Origin of the sequence: Vibrio jasicida CAIM 1864 = LMG 25398, from assembly GCF_000400365.1 — a bacterium.
Lineage (GTDB): Bacteria > Pseudomonadota > Gammaproteobacteria > Enterobacterales > Vibrionaceae > Vibrio > Vibrio jasicida.
Window position 1 is genome coordinate 1 of sequence record NZ_BAOG01000044.1, and the last position, 20,585, is coordinate 20,585.

General features: G+C 42.4%; 15 protein-coding genes. All 15 read right to left on the reverse strand.

From position 1 onward, the window contains the following. Nucleotides 1-111: 111 nt before the first annotated feature. The 15 genes from VJL_RS12805 to VJL_RS12875 all read right to left on the reverse strand — a co-directional run bounded on the left by VJL_RS12805 (nucleotide 112) and on the right by VJL_RS12875 (nucleotide 20,576). The gene (locus VJL_RS12805) at nucleotides 112-3,168 is read right to left on the reverse strand and encodes an AAA family ATPase (protein ID WP_038878415.1); all 3,057 of its coding nucleotides are present in this window, start codon (nucleotides 3,166-3,168) and stop codon (nucleotides 112-114) included. Between the two features lie 12 nt (nucleotides 3,169-3,180). Continuing rightward, nucleotides 3,181-4,317, reverse strand: a complete 1,137-nt coding sequence (locus VJL_RS12810) for an exonuclease SbcCD subunit D (protein WP_038878417.1) — start codon at nucleotides 4,315-4,317, stop codon at nucleotides 3,181-3,183. Between the two features lie 137 nt (nucleotides 4,318-4,454). Then, entirely contained in the window at nucleotides 4,455-4,703 is a 249-nt protein-coding gene (locus tag VJL_RS12815; protein WP_038878419.1) for a hypothetical protein, read from the reverse strand. An 82-nt stretch (nucleotides 4,704-4,785) separates the two neighbouring features. Next, complete coding sequence (locus VJL_RS12820) at nucleotides 4,786-5,160, reverse strand: UCP019853 family protein (protein ID WP_038878421.1); 375 nt, start codon at nucleotides 5,158-5,160, stop codon at nucleotides 4,786-4,788. Nucleotides 5,161-5,247: 87 nt separating this feature from the next. Continuing rightward, the gene (locus tag VJL_RS12825; RefSeq protein ID WP_038878423.1) at nucleotides 5,248-5,919 is read right to left on the reverse strand and encodes a GAD-like domain-containing protein; all 672 of its coding nucleotides are present in this window, start codon (nucleotides 5,917-5,919) and stop codon (nucleotides 5,248-5,250) included. Nucleotide 5,920: 1 nt separating this feature from the next. Continuing rightward, on the reverse strand, nucleotides 5,921-10,210 hold the full coding sequence (locus tag VJL_RS12830; protein ID WP_050568841.1) for a polymorphic toxin type 15 domain-containing protein: 4,290 nt from the start codon (nucleotides 10,208-10,210) through the stop codon (nucleotides 5,921-5,923). 9 nt (nucleotides 10,211-10,219) lie between these two features. Continuing rightward, a complete protein-coding gene (locus VJL_RS12835; RefSeq protein WP_038878425.1) occupies nucleotides 10,220-11,065 on the reverse strand; it encodes a hypothetical protein in 846 nt (281 codons plus the stop codon). Continuing rightward, nucleotides 11,066-11,356 (reverse strand): PAAR domain-containing protein, encoded by a 291-nt coding sequence (locus tag VJL_RS12840; protein WP_038867681.1) that lies wholly within the window; start codon nucleotides 11,354-11,356, stop codon nucleotides 11,066-11,068. Nucleotides 11,357-11,367: 11 nt separating this feature from the next. Further along, nucleotides 11,368-13,203: a type VI secretion system tip protein TssI/VgrG gene (gene tssI, locus VJL_RS12845; protein ID WP_038878428.1), complete on the reverse strand. Its 1,836-nt coding sequence runs from the start codon at nucleotides 13,201-13,203 to the stop codon at nucleotides 11,368-11,370. A gap of 45 nt (nucleotides 13,204-13,248) precedes the next feature. Then, nucleotides 13,249-13,728: an Hcp family type VI secretion system effector gene (locus tag VJL_RS12850; protein ID WP_038867685.1), complete on the reverse strand. Its 480-nt coding sequence runs from the start codon at nucleotides 13,726-13,728 to the stop codon at nucleotides 13,249-13,251. Between the two features lie 208 nt (nucleotides 13,729-13,936). Continuing rightward, nucleotides 13,937-16,513: a type VI secretion system ATPase TssH gene (gene tssH, locus VJL_RS12855; protein ID WP_038867687.1), complete on the reverse strand. Its 2,577-nt coding sequence runs from the start codon at nucleotides 16,511-16,513 to the stop codon at nucleotides 13,937-13,939. A gap of 10 nt (nucleotides 16,514-16,523) precedes the next feature. Beyond that, on the reverse strand, nucleotides 16,524-17,489 hold the full coding sequence (tssG, locus tag VJL_RS12860; RefSeq protein WP_038878430.1) for a type VI secretion system baseplate subunit TssG: 966 nt from the start codon (nucleotides 17,487-17,489) through the stop codon (nucleotides 16,524-16,526). Beyond that, entirely contained in the window at nucleotides 17,486-19,309 is a 1,824-nt protein-coding gene (gene tssF, locus VJL_RS12865; protein WP_038878433.1) for a type VI secretion system baseplate subunit TssF, read from the reverse strand. The genes tssG and tssF overlap by 4 nt, the downstream gene beginning before the upstream one ends. Then, nucleotides 19,306-19,770 carry a type VI secretion system baseplate subunit TssE gene (tssE, locus tag VJL_RS12870; protein ID WP_038867691.1) on the reverse strand — a complete coding sequence of 155 codons (465 nt, stop codon included), beginning with the start codon at nucleotides 19,768-19,770 and terminating at the stop codon, nucleotides 19,306-19,308. The genes tssF and tssE overlap by 4 nt, the downstream gene beginning before the upstream one ends. Nucleotides 19,771-19,778: 8 nt before the next feature. Then, nucleotides 19,779-20,576 carry a type VI secretion system accessory protein TagJ gene (locus VJL_RS12875; RefSeq protein WP_038878436.1) on the reverse strand — a complete coding sequence of 266 codons (798 nt, stop codon included), beginning with the start codon at nucleotides 20,574-20,576 and terminating at the stop codon, nucleotides 19,779-19,781. Between the last annotated feature and the right edge of the window lie 9 nt (nucleotides 20,577-20,585).

Sequence of the window (20,585 nt, forward strand, 5' to 3'; positions counted from 1 at the left end):
CCAACGTGGACTCCGAATACATTAGCGCAAACCAACTCCGTTATTACTTAATTGTAGTTGCAATAACGGGGCGGACCATACATTTTGTTTATGTACGTTTGCAGGTATTGATTAAGAATCAAATACCATCTGAGATTTCACAGAAACTGTAGAACCAAGTCGCGACGGTTCAACATCAATGCGCTGCGCCATTTGCTCTTTCAGCTCGGATACATGAGAAATCACGCCAATCATGCGACCCGTTTGTTGTAAGTCGACCAAGGTTTGAATCGCAAGATCTAAAGATTCCGGATCTAAGCTGCCAAAACCTTCATCAATAAACAGCGTATCCAAGCGAATACCGCCACTGTAAGACTGCACAACATCAGATAGACCGAGCGCTAATGCCAACGCTGCCATGAAAGATTCACCACCTGATAACGTCGCGACATCGCGCGTTTTACCTGTGTAGCTATCCTCAACCACCAAATCCAAGCCTCGTCCTGCAGCACCTTTAAAGCCTTCAGTTTTACGAGCCAAGATATAACGACCTTTACTCATCAGACTTAAACGCTGTGAGGCTTGAATCAATACATCGTCTAATAACACACCAAGGACAAATCGGTGCAGACTGATACGGCTACCCGTTTTACCGCTTGCAACGTCATACAAGGTGCCAAACACTTTGTATTCGTCTTCTAACTTAGTGTTCTTGTCATGTAACGTCGCGATGTCATTACGGACTTTCTCTAGACGTTCAAACAGAGAGCGCGTGCTATCAAGCTGATTACGCGCTTCAACGTAACTTTGCTGAATACTGTTTAACTTAACGTTAAGGTCATCTAAATCAGGCAATGCCAAGTCTTTCAATGTTGAACTCAAATCTGCCAATGTTTGTTCTAGCTTGATTTGAGTCTGTTTGAACGCATCAATTTCTTGCTGCCAAATCTGCATCGCGGCTTCATCAACTTTACTTGTTAGGAATTGCGCTTCATCCTCGAATGCGCTCGCCTGCAACGCTTGCGCCCAATCAGTTTTGGCTGTGTTCAAACGCTCTAGTGCCTCATTCAACCACTGTTGATTGGTTGTCAGTTGGCTTTCAATATTGGTCTTAGCGAGCACCGCTTGTTGCAAATGATTTTGTGCAGTCTCGAATGCGGTGTTTAACTCCTTAATCTGTTTTTGAATCGCAACAATGTCTTGCTCAAGAACTTCAAGAGATGAGTACTTGGCATCTAACGAAGCAGACAGTTTAGCCAGTTGCTCTTGGTTCACTTTTATCGTCGATTCATTCGCTGCCATCTGGTTTTGTAGATCATTGATCTTACCTTCCCCAGTAACACAACGCTGATTTAACTCATTGACGCTTTGTTCCAGCTGAACCAAGTTAATCGATGACAATTGCTGTAAACGTTCATTGAGCTGCTGCATGGACGCTTGTAACGCGCTTAAATCCATTGATGCGTTTTGGCCAAGTTCAACGGATAGTTGCTCAATCTGCTGCTTGTATTGTCCGACTGCGATATTGTGCTGCTCCAACTGATTGCTCAATTGGTTAAGTACAACTTGCCCTTCTCGCTCCGTGTTTCGAGCACACTGAACTTGCTCTTTTGTTACCTCTTCACCAACAAATTGAGCGGGTTGAGGGTGTTCTACACTACCGCACACCGGACACATTTCACCGGCTTGTAAGCGCTGAGCCAATACAGCAGCTTGAGCATTGTGCCAGCTCAATTCAAGTGTATCTGCTGAGCGTTGAAGTTCTACGTATCGCGCTTTTGCTTGGTCAACCGAAGCTTGTTTGCTAGGCGTCAATGCATCCAATTTCGCCAGCTCTTGGTTTAAGCCAGTTAGCTTCTGTAGGTCTTGCATCAAACGTTGTTGCTGTTTTATCTCAGCCTCTACACTGCCAATACTTGCAACATCGACTCGAGCTTGATCCAGTGACTTCTGACCTTGTTGCGCCTCTAGCGTTAACTTCTCTTTCAGAGCGATATATTTCTTAAGCGTTACCTCAAACTCCGACTTTTGCGTCAAACCTGCGTTAATGGCTTTCTCTAGCTCTGACTTTTCAACCAGCTTTCCTTTCATGCTTTCAAGTTGGTATTGTTGCTCTGTCAGTCTTGGCAATTGTGCCGCTTGTTCTTTCGCGGTTTGCAATGCGCCTTCTTTGGATTTTACAGCGTCATTTGCCACAGTAAGATCTTGAGAAAGCTTAGCCACCTTTTGCTCAAGTTCTTGCGTTTGCTTTGAGGCATTTTGTAACGTGACATAAGGCAACTCAACCTTGCTTGCCTTCTTCGCATTGTCTAACTGCAATTGACGTGATGAGACAGCATCGCTCTGTTCCAAATGTTGCTTCAATGCAATTTCGGCTTGCTCACGCTTTTTAAACTCATTGCTCAGCGCTTCTGCTTTTTGCAGTTCCGTTTTTACCGCATTTAATTGCGCCAGAGATTCTTGCTCTTGCTTTTGCACGGTTTCCAATTGAGCAGATAAGGCTTCACGCTGCTCTGTTAACTCCGCTTCGGAAGAAACACCAGCTACCTGCAGTGCACCTCGAATTTGGTTATCAAACTCGTCTTTGGCTTTGCTAATGGCACTCGCTTTGTCTTTCAGTGCGTATTCAATCTTCTTGTAGATATCCGTTTGGAATAGCTGACCAAAGATCTCTTCCCGCTCTTTGGACGTCGCAAGTAACAACTCTCGAAACTTACCTTGTGGCAACACCATAACTTGGCGGAACTGAGTTTCGTTCAAGCCAATAATGTTGGTCACTTCTGTCTTTACTTGCGTTGTTTTGCTAGTGATGAGCTTTTCTTCGTCCGTAATCTCATACAAAGCTGCGGTATGCTTACGCACCGTCATACCCTCACCACGCGCCTTTGGTGCTTCTTGTTCTGGTGAGCGAATCACTCGATAAGACTTGCCGTGTAAAGAGAATTCTAACGTCACTTCGGTCAATAACGTTGGCGCTGCCATATCGCAACGCATTTGAATACCTTGGCGCTCGTTACCCGTCGTTTCACCATAAAGTGCAAAACAAATCGCATCGAGAATCGAGGTTTTACCCGAACCAGTAGGACCGTTGATGAGAAACAAAGGGTTAGTTCCCAGTTTGTCGAACTCAATCGTTTCTGTTTGAGCAAACGGACCAAAAGCCTGCATTGTCAGTTTAATGGGTTTCATGTTTGGTCCTTACTAAGCCTGCTGAGAAAGTTGTTTGATGATGTCACTTATCGCTTGATCTTGTTCTTGCGATAGTTGGCTGTCTTGCGCTTCCGAAAAGAAGTCTCGGAACATGTCTATCTCACTTCTCGCCAACTTTGCTTGCGCCATTTCCTGCTCGACACCAATTAACATTCCCGGTTTTTCTAGGTGCAAAACATTTGGGTAAACAGTACGTAGCTTTTCCATTGGGTTTAAGATTGCGTGCTTATCCATCAAACGTACCAACAAGTAGTCTTCGTTTTTCGGATCGGTTTTGCCCTGCTCTATCACTTGTTCAAGCTCACCTTCAACGATTCGCATCTCATGAGGTGCAGCAAGGTCAAGATGCTCGGCCGAGACAAACCCGTTTTGGTCGATTTCCACCAGCGTGAAACCTTTCTTCTGGTTTTGTTCACCAAAGCTGTATTTCATCAGTGAACCAGAATAACGAATGTATTCTTCGCCTTTTTTCTGTGGCTGATGCAAATGCCCCAACGCTACATAGTCAAAGTTGAGGAAATGTTCGTGACTGACGCGGTCAGAACCACCAATCGAAAGTGGACGCTCAGATTCAGACTCAATGGCACCATCGACAAAGCAGTGGCTGACTAACACGTTGCGTTGCTCTGGTTGGAACTGCTCAGTGATTTTCTCGGCAAGTAGCTTGTGCGCTTGATCGTGGGTCGAAACGGGTTCTTGGTAGGCAAAACGGACTTGCTCAGGATCGTTATAAGGCATGCCATAAAAAGCCACTTGCCCTGCGCTTTCGGTTTCAATAACAACAGGGGTAAGCATGTCTTCGAAGTTACTGATAATGTGAAGACCCGCATTTTTCATCTGCTCAGAACCAAAACCCAAGCGCTCTGCACCATCATGGTTGCCAGAAATCAAAATCATCGGCGTGTTTAGCTCACCACAGATTCGCTTCACCACTTTGTTAAGTAGTTCAATCGCGATAGTTGGTGGGACAGAACGGTCATAAATATCACCGGCAACAACCACCGCATCAACAGGGTTGTTTTCAATGTATTGGATTAACTGGTCAAGAACTGCTTGCTGATCGTCAAGCAAAGAGACGTTATGAAACTGTCGGCCAAGGTGCCAATCTGAGGTATGGATAAACTTCATTCGAATTCACTTTCTGCCATCTACATGGCGCTATCTTATTATCCCCCTAGGATATCGTGAGTTCGTAAGCTTTTCATGTGGTTTGTGGCGTATGCTGGAGTTAAAGTAAAAACGAGCTAATTGTGCGCACTTAAAATCTACCAACTATAAGCATCTGAGATTTGGCGATATAGTTCCTCATACGCATCTTCTTCATTTTGACATTCAGTTACAGACGTAATTCTTCCTTGACTGTTGTATACAACTTGCCAAGAATCATCTTGATTGACCACACACAAACACTCACCATTTTTCAGTCCATCTAGGCTATAGGATTGATGAGGTACTTTTTTCAATTTATCAACATTCATAACAAAGCGAACTAGTGTAGAGTTTTCATTATTCATTTGCGTTTATATCCTTTGCCTAATTTATTTGCACAAACCCGATCATTATTTGGGAGCAAAGAACATGCCCTAAGCACTCGGTTTACCTATCTAAAAATTCTACGTCCAACCGCTCGACACAGAGACAAATAAACTGACCATCCAAATATGCATAATCAGACTCTAAAAAATCATCACAAATCTTAAGTCCAGCGTCTATGGTCCCACCGTTTAGTCTACCTAATAGCTTATAAGCATAGGTACTATCGACCCTTGTCATACTAGTTTCGTCTGCACTTTCCTGCTCTGTTAATCCAAAATCCAACATTTCAAATGTAACGGGATATTCTTGCCCAATATACAATTCATAGGGGCACACCCCGGCAAAACAGGTTAATTCGACACCATTAACTTCAAGCGTAACTTCTTCTTCAATATCTGAGTTTAAGCTAAGAACTCTTGCCTTGTGTGTGATCACTATTCAGCCAAACTGATTGTTTAAAAGATATCTATCTAACAAAAGAGCCCACAAAGCGTGAGCTTGAGTTTTGCTATGCAGGACGGGTTACTCTCTGTGACTTTTAAGGACATTGCCGACCATTGACGCCATATCGATAATTTCGGCTCCCCCTAAATCCGCCATAACCTGTAAAAATACATGTAGATCTTCTTTGGTCATAGCATCTGCGGACTTCTTGCCCCCCATAAATAGGTAAGGGGTAAACACCATCACTTCTTCTTTACCCACTGGACCATGTTTTTTAATCGCAGACGGAAAGAGAGGTTTTGAACTAACTTCTACGTCTATATATTCTTTATCTTGAAAACCGAAAAAGCTTTGAATTGCAATATTAGCATCGCCTTTAGAAATGTCTTTTGCGTGTCCTTGATTTGTCATTATCCAATTTAAGTGTGTCGCTATATCGAGTGACGCACCTGTTCGCTCTCCCCACAAATAGAGTTGACCATAGGCGCTTCGAGCGATCACATGGTAATTGTCAAAGTGTGCGAACTCTGTATCGTCAAGAAAAGATTCAAGCACATCTTCAAATTCTGCGGGATTGGTGATCCAGAATAGACCATCGTTAAAGCCAGAGAAACCGACCATTTGCCAGTATTTAAGTAGCTGATCTGGAAGTATGCCTCGATATGCTTCAACTTGTTGGTCAGTTGCCTGAATATGTTCGGTCGGCTCGCCAAACTCTTCTATAAACATTTCAAAATATTCGTCATTCATCTTATTTAATTCCACGTAATGGGCAGCGCTCCAGCGAAACATTCATTTTGGCATCTGGTCCTAGGTTTTCAAATGCACGTTGTGCTTGCTCATCCATCTGAGTTAAGCGCGACTTTGTGCGCCACTGAGAGCCAATTGAGGAGTTAACCCCTTTATTCCCCATCCTATTCACCTTGTCAGCCCCGCCTGCAATCATATCTGGATCATGCAAAGCCGCAAGGTTATCCATAATCTCAGATGTTCTTTGTTTCGCCGCTTTTTTGGCGTCCATAGGGCTCATTTTCAACTTAAAGCTTTCAGCTAGCGAACTATTCAATTGACGAGAAAACTGCTTTCTGAAATCCTCCTGAGCCATACCCGTTCCCGCTCGTTTCATTTCTTTGTAACGATTGCGATTTTCGATGTATTCCCCCACGGTCAAGTCATTAAGACCCGCTTCTTGATGCCTTAGTTGGCGAGCAAAATGACTTTCCAATTCACGCTCTTTGCCTTTGAACTTACCTTTAATCGTTGCCCCAGGTTCAAAACAAGGCACTTTAAATCGCTTCATGGTGCTCAAAGACTTCACCATGGCGTTATCGAGTTTTTTCAGCGGCAGTTCATCGACAACTTTTTCCGCATATCTGCCTGGTATTGCGGTGATAGCCATACTCGTTGCAGTAGAGAATGAAGGATTATCGATAAATGCGTTCCCTGCATTTATCATATCTTCAATCCCTTCGACCATCATCGATATTGGATCGATATTTACAGCGTTAATACCCTGTAAAGTCGGATCTGCGATAAGTTCCTCAATCGTTGGCCCAGAAATATTAACCGCTGCTTTTTCGTAGACCATCCTCTCCGGAGCATTATCGTTATGCCCTGCTAGAACTGTATGCGCATCCTCTTTTGCACATAAACCCAGAGGATCAACCCACGAGACAGGGTTTGGTGCGAATTGATAGTGGTTGGTTCCACCAAGCAGCCCTAGGGGGTCGGGTTGGATAAATCGACCTATTTGAGGGTCGTAGTAGCGTGCTAAGTTGTAGTGCAGACCAGTCTCAATATCGAAGTACTGCCCCTGTAAGCGAAGGTTGTTTTTAACCGTCTCGATTGCAACGTGAGCAAATCCAAAGGTATCGTATGCTGCTTGCCAAACTACCTGCCCTTTCGAGTCCACCAAACGTTCTGGGGTTCCGATTTGATTACATTGGTAAAAATAACACTCACCGTTTTCAATAAGAGCAAGCGGAACAAAACTGTTTGGTTGATATAGATACCACCGATAACCCGAACGAGAATACTCGCCGACTAAATGACTTCCTTGCCAAATAAATTCAGTGGTGCCATTTTCACTGATTTTCTTGATTCTTCGGCCTAGTGCGTCGTATTCGAATTGACATAAACGCCCTTCGCTCTCGACAAAAATTAGCTGGCCTTTAGCATCGTAAGTACAGCGCTGCTCTAATCCATTACCTTGACTACTGGTTCTGTTACCTAGTTCGTCGTAGTCGTACCTGACGCCATGGTATTCAACAAGGCGGTCATATTCTAGCTGTGCACCTTCATCATTAAAGTTGCCAAAACTGTCATAGATGTATGACTCCTCAGAGGTTTGCGTCTTTACCCTTTCTAAATGGCCGAGGTCATCATATTGATAATGTTGGGGCCCCTTCTCACTGTCGACGATAAGAGATAAAAGATGCTGTGCGTTGTAATGATACTTTCGCTCCAAACTCTCCCATATTTGACGCTTTAGTCTTCCTAATCCATCAAACTCTTTTGTTTCCCCTTTAGTGCCATACTTAATACGAGTTATTCGCTGTAAGTCATCGTATTTAAACTGTATTGTGGTGTGCGCCCCCCCTTGAATAGAAATGGAACACACCACACCGTACTCGTCGTATTGGTAGGAGATTTCAGTACCGTCACTATAACATTGGGACTGGAGTAAACCGTTATTAAGATATCTGTTGTGGAAGGAATAGCGTCCCTGCTGTTCACTTACCAATTTTGTATCTTTATAGGTATAAGAAGACATCGAGAAGCGATTATGCACGTGGATTAGTTTACCGCCTAAGCTATATTGGAAATGGTTTTCTACTCCCTTTCCGCTTCCAATTGCTCGAATATTGACGACTCGCCCAAGGTCATCATAACGAAAGCTAACTTGGTTAGTCCGGCGCCTAATCTTGCTTAGTCGCTCAGCCTTATCGTAGGTATAACTTGTATGTATTTGGTCGAAGTTTATCGTCGACTGAATTTGTCCATCAGGTGTATATGCAAATTCGTACTTACAACCATCGGAACGCTCGATAGTTTTAAGGTTCCTTTCTTCGTCATAAGAGAACGACATGACGCTTTTATTTTGTTTAAAAACCTCTACAGGTTGAGCAAGGCTGCTCCAATTGATCTCTACTTCCCCTCTCGGTGTACTGATAAGTTTGACACGGCCGTAGTCGTCATATTCGTATCGATGTTCGCGTAAAATTTCATCTTTCGAATTCTGAAAATACAGACGGGTAAGTAGACGATTTTGATTGCGCTCAAAGCCGGAGACAAGACCTTCCGGATAAGCGATTCCATTTACAAGGTCATGTTCATCATAACTGTAGCGAAAGAGACTTTTATTGGTTTTCTTCGCTCTAAGTTGATGCTCATCATCCCACCACCATTGAACACATGCGCCAGCGTCAATAACCTTTTCAACTAAGCGGCCATGTTTATCGTATCGGTATCGCTCTTGTTTACCTTCTTTACTTTGTTGCCAAACCAGTTGGCCGAGCGCGTTAAATTGGTTTTCAATGGTTTCACCGTCAGGCAACTGATGTCTCGTACTACAACCGAATTCATCATAGTCAAAATGTTCCGTTGCACCTGAAGAATGCCGTTTGTTTTTTAGTTGCCCAAATTGATTATAGGCGTAAGTGACGTAGCAGCCATCCGGTGATACTTCATTTACCAAGTGCCCTTTCGAATCATATTCATATACCCAGCGTCTTGATTCAGGGCTTTCACGCTCAAGCAACTTTCCTTGTTCATTGTGTTTGTATCGCCATGCATGACCTCTCGGATCGACAACAGTCGATTGAGTCGGTTGGAACTCAAAAGTATATCGATACGCGCCATCATCCGCCCAATTACTTACGCACTTAGCACTCACGCCTCGACCTATCCAGTCAAAATAATGCGAAAATCCTGTTGCACGTGTTCGTCTAGTTAGTAAACAGGTATCACTATATTGATAAGATTCTGCTTGCCGATGTTCATCCGTGGCCCTGGTTAAACAAAAGGTACGGTCATATTGATACTCAGCTAGAGTAGCTAGGGTTGTAGGATGGCGTATTTCAACAAGTAATCCTTGCTTGTTATATTGTAATTCAAGTTTTGCTTGTCGATTGACGTTTACTTGGGTGATACGGTGATTACGTGAATATTCTAGATTTACCGTTTTCATGAGCCCAAGTCGAATCTCACTAGCTAACCAGAGCTCCTCTACTTGAACAAACTTGACTTGTACACTGCCATTTATCGTAACCAATCGATAACCATTTGGATGATATTGGCAAGTCGAATCGGTATAAGTTTGGTAACTCACCCCTCCTTTAGAAACAGGGGGAAATAAGATGGAGTCTCCCATTTCATCTACAAAGAGCCAGCCAATAATCTGTTCTTTCTCATCCAGTACATCCTTCAGTTCATACTGGAAGATATGTCGCCAACCAAAACCAAGTCCTGTATTTTTATCAGAAAGCGAAGATCGGTAAGTCCGCTGCCACACTAAGCCGAAAGGTAGTCGCACATCAGTTAGTGTTAAGTTTTCTTCGCCCGTTACCAAAGAGACAGGATCACCTGCTTTTGCATGTTTTTTACTGCTCTCATTTTGGGGAGTATCACTACTTTTACTCTCGCTTTTATGAGGACTGTCATCTGTCGACTTTGCTTTTTTATCGTTCGTCTTGGCAATTAGATCAGTAGGTATCTCTGTTGGGGGGTAATAGGTACTAGGCGCTTGTTGAGGTGTCTGAAAGGCGAACAACGATTGCTCAAATAAACTCTCAGCAATACGCTTATAAAGGTCCTCGTCAGTGAGCTCTTTCATCTCTGCGGAGAAATACGTGGTCGCAGTAGACCAAGACGCAATTTCTCTGAGTTCATCAAACGCAGAGTAATAAAAACGTTCGACAAAGATTTCAGCCGCTCTGACAGACGTGAATCGTTCCTGTTTACCAAATGGGGGTTGATGCGAAGAAAACAAATAGGCTTCGCCGTCCAGCGTTGTGAGCTTAACAATCCTTTGTGCGTTCATTTTAAATCTTTACTCACTACACCAATTGAAAATCGTGCCAATGGCATAGCCTTGAGTCTCTATATCCACTTGTAAGACTTGAAAGTTCTCGACATGTTTAACGCGTTGTCGATGACAGAGAGAGAGTGCTTTTAGAAGACCACCACACGCCCCTAAAGGGCCTGTTCGGGAATCGGAAAAGATGTATCGAGTCTCCGCACTAATCCATGAAGACAAAAAGTGAATCGAGTTGAGCCATTGTGGCTCTTCTTCAATTCCTATAGACAATAAGAGTTCATCAAAGCTTTGTTCAGAAGCGTTGCCTAACTGCCGAACGATATTATCTGTCGCCGTATTTAATGGCGTAAGTTCGAGATCTATTGATTGAGTCCGAACGTTAAGCCCCTCTTTAACCGCAATGCAACGCGCCACAACTAATGAATCATATACATCAAACTTGCTGCTTGAACCCTGTGCAAGGTTGATCGCAATAATCCATGGAACTGTGTTTTGATGACTAAGCTCTTCCAATTGACTCAATGCCATTAAGAGCGACGCTTCACCATACGGATAGAAACGAATAAGTGGATTAGCTTCAAGATTAAACAACGACAAAATAACGGAGGAAATACGCTTCAGCACTGACTTGCATGATACCCGAGGAAGTAACACACACACCGGCGCTTGAATGTCAAAACCATGAATGTGATGACTAAGATTCTCGAGTAACGATTGAACCCTATCTTCCAAATTATTGGCATGACTCTTTACACGTATAGCATCATCAGACACGTTAAGTGTGTTGTTAGCATATTGTTCAATAGAGAATTCTCTTCCGTTTAGAACACAAAAAACAGGGTCAAATATGATCGGCATTTATCCCCCAATTAAAACCGTAGTGACGCCAGCGACAATTTTTCCACCATGGGCGGTAGAGTCTCCTAGTCTGGCTGCCGGTTTTCCATTGATCTTAACGCTGGAGGAGCCCGAAGAAACACTATCAGGAGGTCCAACGCATACTAGCTTATCGCCTTGCCTCGCAGCTGGAATACCTGAAATTTTTACGTTTGCAGAACCTATCGCTACAGGGCCGCCCTGATGAGGTACTTTTCCGGTTTTAGCTGGACAGACGTGATGACTTCCTAAGACAGCAGCGGGTTTTCCCATTTGCTTTCTCCCTAGTTCAAAGATATTTGGCCAGCTTTCAGACCGATAGTGGAGCCGTTGATCGAGATCTTATTTCCTTTAATATTGATGTCCCCAGAGCTAGACATTTGTATCGACGCTCCGCCAACTTTAATTTCGATACTCTTCCCAGCGCAAACCGACAAGGCCTCACCAACGTCAGTTTTATGATTTTTTCCAACGTTAAGCGTCGAGTTTTGGCCGATGTCCTGCGTTACATTGTTGGTCACGGTTTCCGTTTTGTTATTTTCAACGGTAATTTCCGCGCAATCTTCTACCAACATTTGAAATAATTTTTCGGCGTGTAAATAGACGTGCTCTTCACCAGGTTTGTCGTCAAAACGTAATTCGTTAAAATTGCTGCCACCTTTCTGCACTGATCGAGATTTGTAACCACTTTGGGATGCTTGATCCGGCAAGCTAAACGGTGTTCCTTGGTTACCGTTATACAAAGAACCCGTGACGATAGGTTGGTCTGGATCACCGTTAACGAAGTCAACAATAACCTCTTGTCCTACTCTAGGATGAAAAGCACTCCCCCAACCATTTCCTGCTACTGTCTGAGCAACACGTATCCAACATGAACTGTTTGCGTCATACTCTCCTTGACGATCCCAGTGGAACTGAACTTTGATTCGCCCATGCTTATCTATGTAGATTTCACCTTCTTTGTTTCCTGTCACTATGGCCGTTTGAAGGCCTCGAACTTGTGGTTTTCCAAGCCTAGCTAATGGACGCAATATCGTTTTTGAATCAACACAATAAAAAGCAACTCTCACGCCTTGGTTGGCGGTACCACCCTGACCTGTCTGATTGAATACCGAAGCTGAAACGGAGACAGAAGACAGCACATACTCTTTACCAATTCGACTTTTATCTTCATGTTTTTTGAACTTAAAACACGTTCCAACCGCAAATGATCGACAACTCGTTTCCCCCATGCATTGATAAACATTTTGTTGCAATGACTCGATGTTATGCATGTTTCTTAATGCGAATTGGTCATTGGTTTCAGTCTCCGCCAAATACTCGTAATGCTCACTGACTGGAACGGTGAAGAAGTTGGTTGACCCGTTAGCAGAGTGCTTCGGATAAGAGCTTGGCTTCAACATATTGAAACCGGACAAATGACTGCTTTTTGTCGTGAGGGACTGAGTTTCATTCCATGAGAAGATATGGCTAGATGCTGCGCTACCAGTTGAGTGCTCTACAATAAATTCTGCCGAAGGGGTGTAGTAACTGATATCGTCAAAAAATTCTATGACATGATCTGAATCGGAATGTAAAAAACAGAACGCGATACCTTCCTCCGCCAAAATTCGCCTTACAAAGGCCAAATCAGATTCTTCGTATTGCACTTTATATGTGTATTTGGTGTAAGCTTTAGTAAGCCTAAAACTGAAGGTAATTTCATGCTCAGCAAGAATTTCTGATACGATCTCTTTCACATCTCTATACTGAAATATTCTGCAATTTGTCCGATAATTTGAGAAGCATAACTTTGGTTCGATTATCAACTCTATATTTTTATATTGCTCACCCCTATCAACAGTCGAAACTCGAGTCCCAGACAGTTTAGCCCTAGAAACTACGCCATGAAAATATCTAGGTTGTAACGATACCAATGAATGATTATCCATACTGATCGTCACTTCTTTGCCTATAATCTGATTTAACTCAGCTTGTTGCCCATTAAAATAAGCGTAAGCATGCAATGAAAAAAGCTCTGAAGCAGCCTCTTTATACTCGAAGGAATTCAGAATTATTGCATCCTCACCAAATGGTGTAAAAATTCTAATGAAGTTATTGTCTTGAGTTGCTTTTTTCATTGTACACTTCTTAAAAAATGCGGGGAAAGGATCCCCGCAAATTAATTACATTTGTTGACCTTTAACACCGCTGTAACCGTATACTAATGGTGCTGATGTATTGTTCTTATCATCAGTAGGTGTCACTGTCATCATCATTTCAGTGTATGAAATAGTGATTGTTTCAATCGGGCGATCATCTTGAATTGAAACAGAGTAATTAGAAATCATTGCATCAGTAAGTTCGATTTTCATGATTTCTTCTACTTTTTCACCCTGCTTAGTAATATGGAATACCGCAGGTTTACCTTTACCAATCGTTGCTTCTTTAAATAGATCTGGTGATGAACGATCTTGCAATTTGGTGATAGTTAAATCGTACAAGCGAGTCGCGCTAGCTTCACGGTCCATTGCGGTACCTGTGAATGATGAAATTTCACGACCAACACTCCAATCTACAGATAGTAGTGTAATTAGATCCTTGTACTGCTCAGCAGTTGCTTCACCTTTAATATCTGCATATTTAAGATACGTGTTAGACTGCATGCTAATCTCCTATAGCATTAATAATTGACATATTGCGTAGTTATTTAATCATCAAATCGGTATTGATAATTAATGACTTATGTATCAAAAACTTTATTTTAAATACGCTCTTTTATATCGTTTAATTTGAATTTAATTAAGCACTATTTTCCAAAAAATAAAGTTAATATGAAGCGAGTCTCAATTTATTTTTACATTGAAACCGCTGTTAAATAAGTGAGACGTTAAGTGATTTAATTTCTCCATTAACGTTAATTTCCTCAAATGTCTTACCATTAAGAATAGAACTCAATATCTCATGGGAAATTTTTGGTAACAGCGTATTTTCAATCGTAGTTTGTATTACCCTAGCACCACTCCCTGACTCATTGCTATTATTAACTATATCATTTATTAATGAATCACTAAACGTTAATTTGGCATTGTAGTTTCTTTGAATTCTGTCGGATATTTTCTGTAATTTTAAAGAAGCAATATTACTTAATACTTCTTTATTTAACGGCAGATATGGAAGTACGTTGACTCGCCCTAAAAACGCAGGTTTAAAATCACCCAGAAGATCCTCCCGTAGCGCCTCTTTTAAAGCTGTTGGTTCTGGGGCTAACTCAGGGTCTTCAAATAGAGACATTGTCGTCTCCGTTCCTGTATTGGCAGTCATAATGATAATGGTGTTTTTAAAATCGATATCTCTTCCTTCACCATCTTTGATCATGCCCTTATCGAAAACCTGATAGAAAATGTCTTGCACACCCGCGTGCGCTTTTTCCATCTCATCCAATAAAATAACACTATAAGGTCTACGTCTTACCGCTTCTGTGAGAACCCCGCCCTCACCATAACCGACATAACCAGGAGGTGAACCTAACAATAGAGAGACTTTATGTTCTTCTTTAAACTCAGACATATTGATTGTCGTAACATTATCTTCGCTACCATACACTTTTTCCGCTATCGCCAGCGCAGATTCTGTCTTACCGACTCCACTTGGGCCTGTAAGCAGAAAAACGCCATTAGGTTTCGATTCATCAGTGAGTTGCGCGCTCGCAGTTTTGATAACCTCTGACATGACTTCGAGTGCGTGATCTTGCCCTACCACTCTATGACTTAGTGTCTCTTTTAGTGTAAGAACCGCTTTGATGTCATCATCTTGCAGTTTTCCTAAAGGGATACCAGTCCAATCTGAGATCACCTCGGCAATTAAGGCTTCGCTAACGTGTGAAAAGACAAGAGGTTGAGAGTTTGAGCTTAAGTCTTTCTCAATACTTACTAAACGATTCTTGTCTTCTTCATTAGCTTCACCTTCCTGAAGTTGAATCTTATGCCGTATTAGTTTTGCTTCATCGACCCATTGTTTTTCTTTTTGCCAAATTTCTTCTAATTCAAGAATCTCACCATGTAGAACATTAATTTTTTCTTTAATATCAGAAATTTTATGGTCATTCGCCGAACCGAATTGAGACTCTTTGTACAGTTGGTCAAGTTCCAACTCTCTTATTTGAAGATCTTTTCGTTTACTATCCAATGTTCCTGGCGTGGATGATTGGCTTAGAGCAACACGAGAGCATGCGGTATCAAGAACAGAAACTGCCTTGTCAGGCAATTGACGACCATTTATGTATCGTGCAGAAAGTTGAACAGCAGCTTCCAAAGCTTTATTTGTGATATACACGTCATGGTGTTTCGACATCACGTCCAACAACCCTCGCAACATTGCAATTGCAATTTCTGGCATAGGTTCATCGATCTTAACGACTTGAAAACGTCGAGTTAGTGCTGCATCTTTCTCGAAATACTTTTTATATTCCGCCCATGTTGTCGCCGCTATTGTCCTAAGCTCGCCACGGGCCAACGCCGGTTTCAAAATATTTGCCGCGTCGCCTTGACCTGCTTGCGCTCCACCACCAATCAAACCATGGGCTTCATCAATGAAAAGTATGATAGGTGTTTCCGATTGATTAACTTCTTTAATCACATTCTTTAATCGGTTTTCAAATTCACCTTTCATGCCCGCGCCTGCTTGCAGTAGTGCCATATCTAACGATTTTATTGAAACGTTCATTAATGCAGAGGGAACATCACCATCGATAATTTTTTGCGCCAATCCTTCGACAACGGCAGTTTTTCCGACGCCAGCTTCACCTGTCAAGATTGGATTATTTTGTCTGCGGCGTAGCAAAATATCGATCATTAAACGGATTTCGTCATCTCGACCGACAACGGGATCGATTTTCCCTAATTTTGCTTGCTCTGTAAGGTCAACAGTAAATTGGTGAAGTGCAGCGTTTTTGCTCTTACTAATCCCTTCGTTAGAGGCGAGATGCTTTGATTCAGATTCATTAACATCCAACAATGTGTTTACATCAATTTTCATTAATTCTGAGCTAGGCTGATTCAACATTGCAACCAAAGTATCATCCGTTAAGTAAGCTCTTAATAAATGGATACAACTCAATTGCTCTTGATTAAATTCAATCGTCGTAATCATCATTGCATTTTGCATGATGGTAACGGTATGTTCAGACAACCCAGGGACCGAATCGCAGCCTGTTCGATACTTTTCTAACTGTTCGAGCAACTGTGACTCCACTCGGCTAGCATCGATATTTTGGCTACGAAAGGCGTCCGCGTATATCCCAGACGGATGTTGGATAATACTAATTAACCAGTGCGTCATTTCAATACTATGATGAGTACGAGAGCTGGCCATTGCGGCAGCATGCTCTAACGTTTCTCTTGCATGCGGAGATAGCCTCTCAACCAACGCTGATAGTGATAATAAAGCCATTGTGAATCCTTTAAATGGTAATTGTTATTCTGCGGTCTTTTGTACGCTTATGCTTCGTCAATACAGAACCAATGCCCAATTGACCGACTTGTTTTGAGATACAAACCTGAGGAAGGTATTTATGTTGAGTCGTTAACTTCCATTTAACGCGCTTATGCTTACCAAGAAAATCGTGTGTTATAGATTTCATCGTATGCACACAAGGTGTATTAGGTAAGAGTTGCTTCACTTGTTTCGTCGTGTTTGGGAAGAATTCAATTGTCACGCCCGCATTGATGTTCCAAGCTTTAGATCCTACTGAAGCACCACTGCCTAATTGAGCGAATTGACCTTCCGGCATGCTTTGAGAAACCAGTCGAGTTTGGTCTTCTCCCGTGAGGTGCAACCATTGCCCCTGAAATTCATGTAAGCGGACATCACATCCTGAGAGGCTTTCGAGCATTCCTTTAAGTGCACTTTTACTACGATTCGATGAAGCAAACACCCCTGCAAAATGATTAGCAAGATGCTGGGTTTGCCCTGTCACCGACTCTAACATGCTACAAAGAGGCGATCGTCGTCCTACCGAATGAGCAGTAACCTGTGAAGTAAGTTGAGTCAGTTGCCAACTACGGTAGTAAAGAGACAGTAACCGATGATTAAAAATGTCATAGAAATCGACCATTGCGTTGTCTCCTTCTTTTTGACGATTCAATGCAAGTTCGCTGTAATGCTGTGGCAAAACACCTTGCTCACCCGTTAATCCGATTAAGTTTGTCTCTAACCTTAATTTGCTCTGGCTGAGCGCTTTCACAGCACACAACTGAGAATTCTCATAACCTAACGCAGGATTGACCTTAATCGATATCTTTTCGTCTCTAGGTAGCGCATCGGAACCTAACTGTGCCTCAACTCGAAGTACTTCTTGTTCAATCAAGTGTAACGCTTCAAACAACGAACGCTGTTTCAATTGACGATAAAAGTCTTCAGTCTTCATAGCAGAACCTTATCGCCGGTAAGCGATGGCCATTGATAAAAGCGTTTACCTGTCGACTTCAACTTAACTTCTAGTTGAGTAAAAATATTCACTTCAGCGTACTGAGAGAGATAGACTGATAACACACAGCCTAAAAAGAATATTTGCTCTTTAAGGAGGATTTGGTCTGATACAGTAAGAATCAATTTAACACCATGGGCAAACCCCATTTTCCCTTGCTCGCTCACTCTCCCGGCCACTTTTTCAAACTCGAGTTTCACAAGCGCATCAATCAGAGCCTTTGTTTCTGCCGTACCAGAAAAAGCATATAGGTTCAGGGTCTGTTTGAGCACTGCCAGTCCATCGTCTTGTGTGAAATGATTCAGTGTGAGTAGCTTGGTCAGTTGCCACCGCGTACTTTCATCCATTTCAGGCCTCACTGTTTCAGATAAAGACACCAAACAACGTACTGACTCAAAGTTATCGTTAACGTCAGGTAATGATACTTCTGGTAAACCACCACCAAACGGAAGTTTTTGCGGCAGGTTCCGATTGCAACACTCCGCTTGTACGTACATAAGCCAATTTTCACGGCTCTCTGGAGTAAAGAGTTGATGTTTTTTATCCACAAAAGACAGATACGTTTCTCGCCCGGGTTCGTCGTATCCACCAGCCCAGTTTTTGTCCTCTCGCCTCATTAACCAATAAATGTCACTATTACCCATGTAGTGCGTATGTTCACCGGCATAATAGCAAGGCAAATTTTCATAAGTCTTATTCCAGTTTCTCAACGTCACATTGGTAATCGAAACAACTTCATTACTCTCTGCTTCTTGGTATTGAGGCGACAAATGGTAATCGTACTCAGATGGCAGTAAACGTTTAGGTTCCATGGTACTTTGAAAGAGGTTAATGACTGGAGTACAGCCGAGCATTAGGCTTTCGTTGTCGACTTGTTTCGGTAACCAGTCGTCTGTGGAGTCAAAGAAAAAACAGAGGCTTATCGATTCGCCTAAATCAAGTTTATTGAGTTCTAAATCAATCAGGTCAAAGAACATAAATTTTTCTGGGAAGTGTAAGTATTCAACCAACATTCTTGACGCTGAGAAGCTTCTTTTGCCATAGGGCACAACTTTATCCGAATCCGAGAACCCCACAGATTTCAGATGCCTTTTCGTATACGATGCGACTTCTTTCCCTTGAACGGATACCGACAATCCAACAAGATTTTGGAATAACATTTGATACAACTTCTGTGTAAGTTGAGGTTGGCCATTGAGGTAAAACCTCAAGGTGTCGATGCCCATTAGGTTAATTGCACTTTCACTATCATTGGCATGAAGTTGAACGTTAAGCATCGAGTTTGCCACTTGCTCCCATCGAGACCCCATAGGTTTCACAGGCGCATTTTCAAATGAGCAATCATTTACGCGTAATGGGTACATTCGCGTTTCATAGCATGTTCTAAATTCACATTCTTTAAATCTTGGAGCGCCGATGACAACACGTTCACCAGAGACAACATCAAAATAGGCATTGGTGGATTCCGAGCACGTCATTTTCACAATCGACATGGAAGGAATTGGCGCGTGAAAATCTGGGTAGAGTTGCCCCAGCAGTGATTCTGTGAATTGAGGGTAGCTGTTGTCTAAACTTTGGCGAATTCTCGCAGTTAAAAATGCGCACCCCTCAAGAAGTCGCTCTACATGAGGATCCTCGACTTGTTCTTCACTTATTCTCAAACGAGACGCGATCTTAGGGTACTGCTCACCGAACTCCTGTCCTTTATGGCGTAAGTAAGCCAACTCGCGATTGTAGTACTTTAGAAACTCTTCACTCATTTTGTTCTACTCAATTTCATACCAAGGCTCACCGGTTCAACTTCTGAGTTAAATGTGACTTCGTGGGTATTGCTTCCAATTAGGCAGGTTGCGGTGATTTTTAACCTCAGCGTTCGATCTGTGGCGCTTTTCTCACCTAAAATACTCACCAAAGGAGACTCTAGACGCGGTTCAAACTCCTTTATTGCATCGCAGACAATTTCACAAAGCTGATTTTGCCCTTCTTGGCTGCTGTATGGCATTGAAGAAAAGTCTGGCAGACCGTAGTTTAAAATGGAGTCTCGAACTTCTAAAAGATCATCAGGAAGTTCACGCCAACCAATTCGACTATTCAGCATGGCTTCAACATCCCTTAATAAGTTATTAAGTAAGGACTGAGAACTTGCTGGAAAGTCTTTCTCTTCACGAACATTCGGATCTGAGTCGATTAGTTTGTCCAGTAATGACGCCTCTAAAGCCATCGCGACCTCTAAGCTTTTAATACGGTTTCTTCAAGTAATTTCAAATCAAAGAGAGGAAGTGCAGTTTCACCCACTAACCAGCACTTTTGACCCAACCCAACGAATAACTCTTGCTCTGCAACTTGTTGCCAATCCGTTTCTCTACCTAGTTTTTGGGCATCGGTTTGAGAACCAATGTAAGTCAAAGGCGTATGACCCTCGCCTTCACCTAGACCTTCTATATCGAATTCAACGGGACGCCAAATCGTCTCTAATAGTGAAGATGGTGTTTTTAGTTCAAGCTGTTTCACATTGGCGATAGGCACAAGGAAGTAATTGCCTGCAGTCGAAAAGAGCTCTATGTATCCACCCAATTGATCATCTATGTCTCGAACGTCATCATAAATATTACCGCCCTGACTAAATGATTTTTTGACGCGTTGTTGCTCTATCTCAGACGCTAAGTTGTAGGCATTACGTTGGTCATTATTTTTTAGTGCTAAGTTGAATTCAATCAATAACCTATTCAGCCCTTCATGGTCACTGACAAACTGAGCCGTTGCTGCTCCATGAAAAAAATCCTTACGGGCTTGAGCTGCTTTAACGAGGTGACGTAGTTGACTGGCTCCAGAAAGATATTCTGGGAACAGTTTAATCGCTTGCATCAACTGTTCGTCCGCCCGTTCAAAATTACCGTCAATACAAAGAAGCTCGATGAAAGAACTACGAAGAGTTGCATCTTTAGGAGAAGCTTTTATATTCTCGATGAGTACTTCTAGTGCTTCTGTTAACTTGCCTTCTGCTAACGCGCTTTTCCATTTTGTCATTTTGATTCC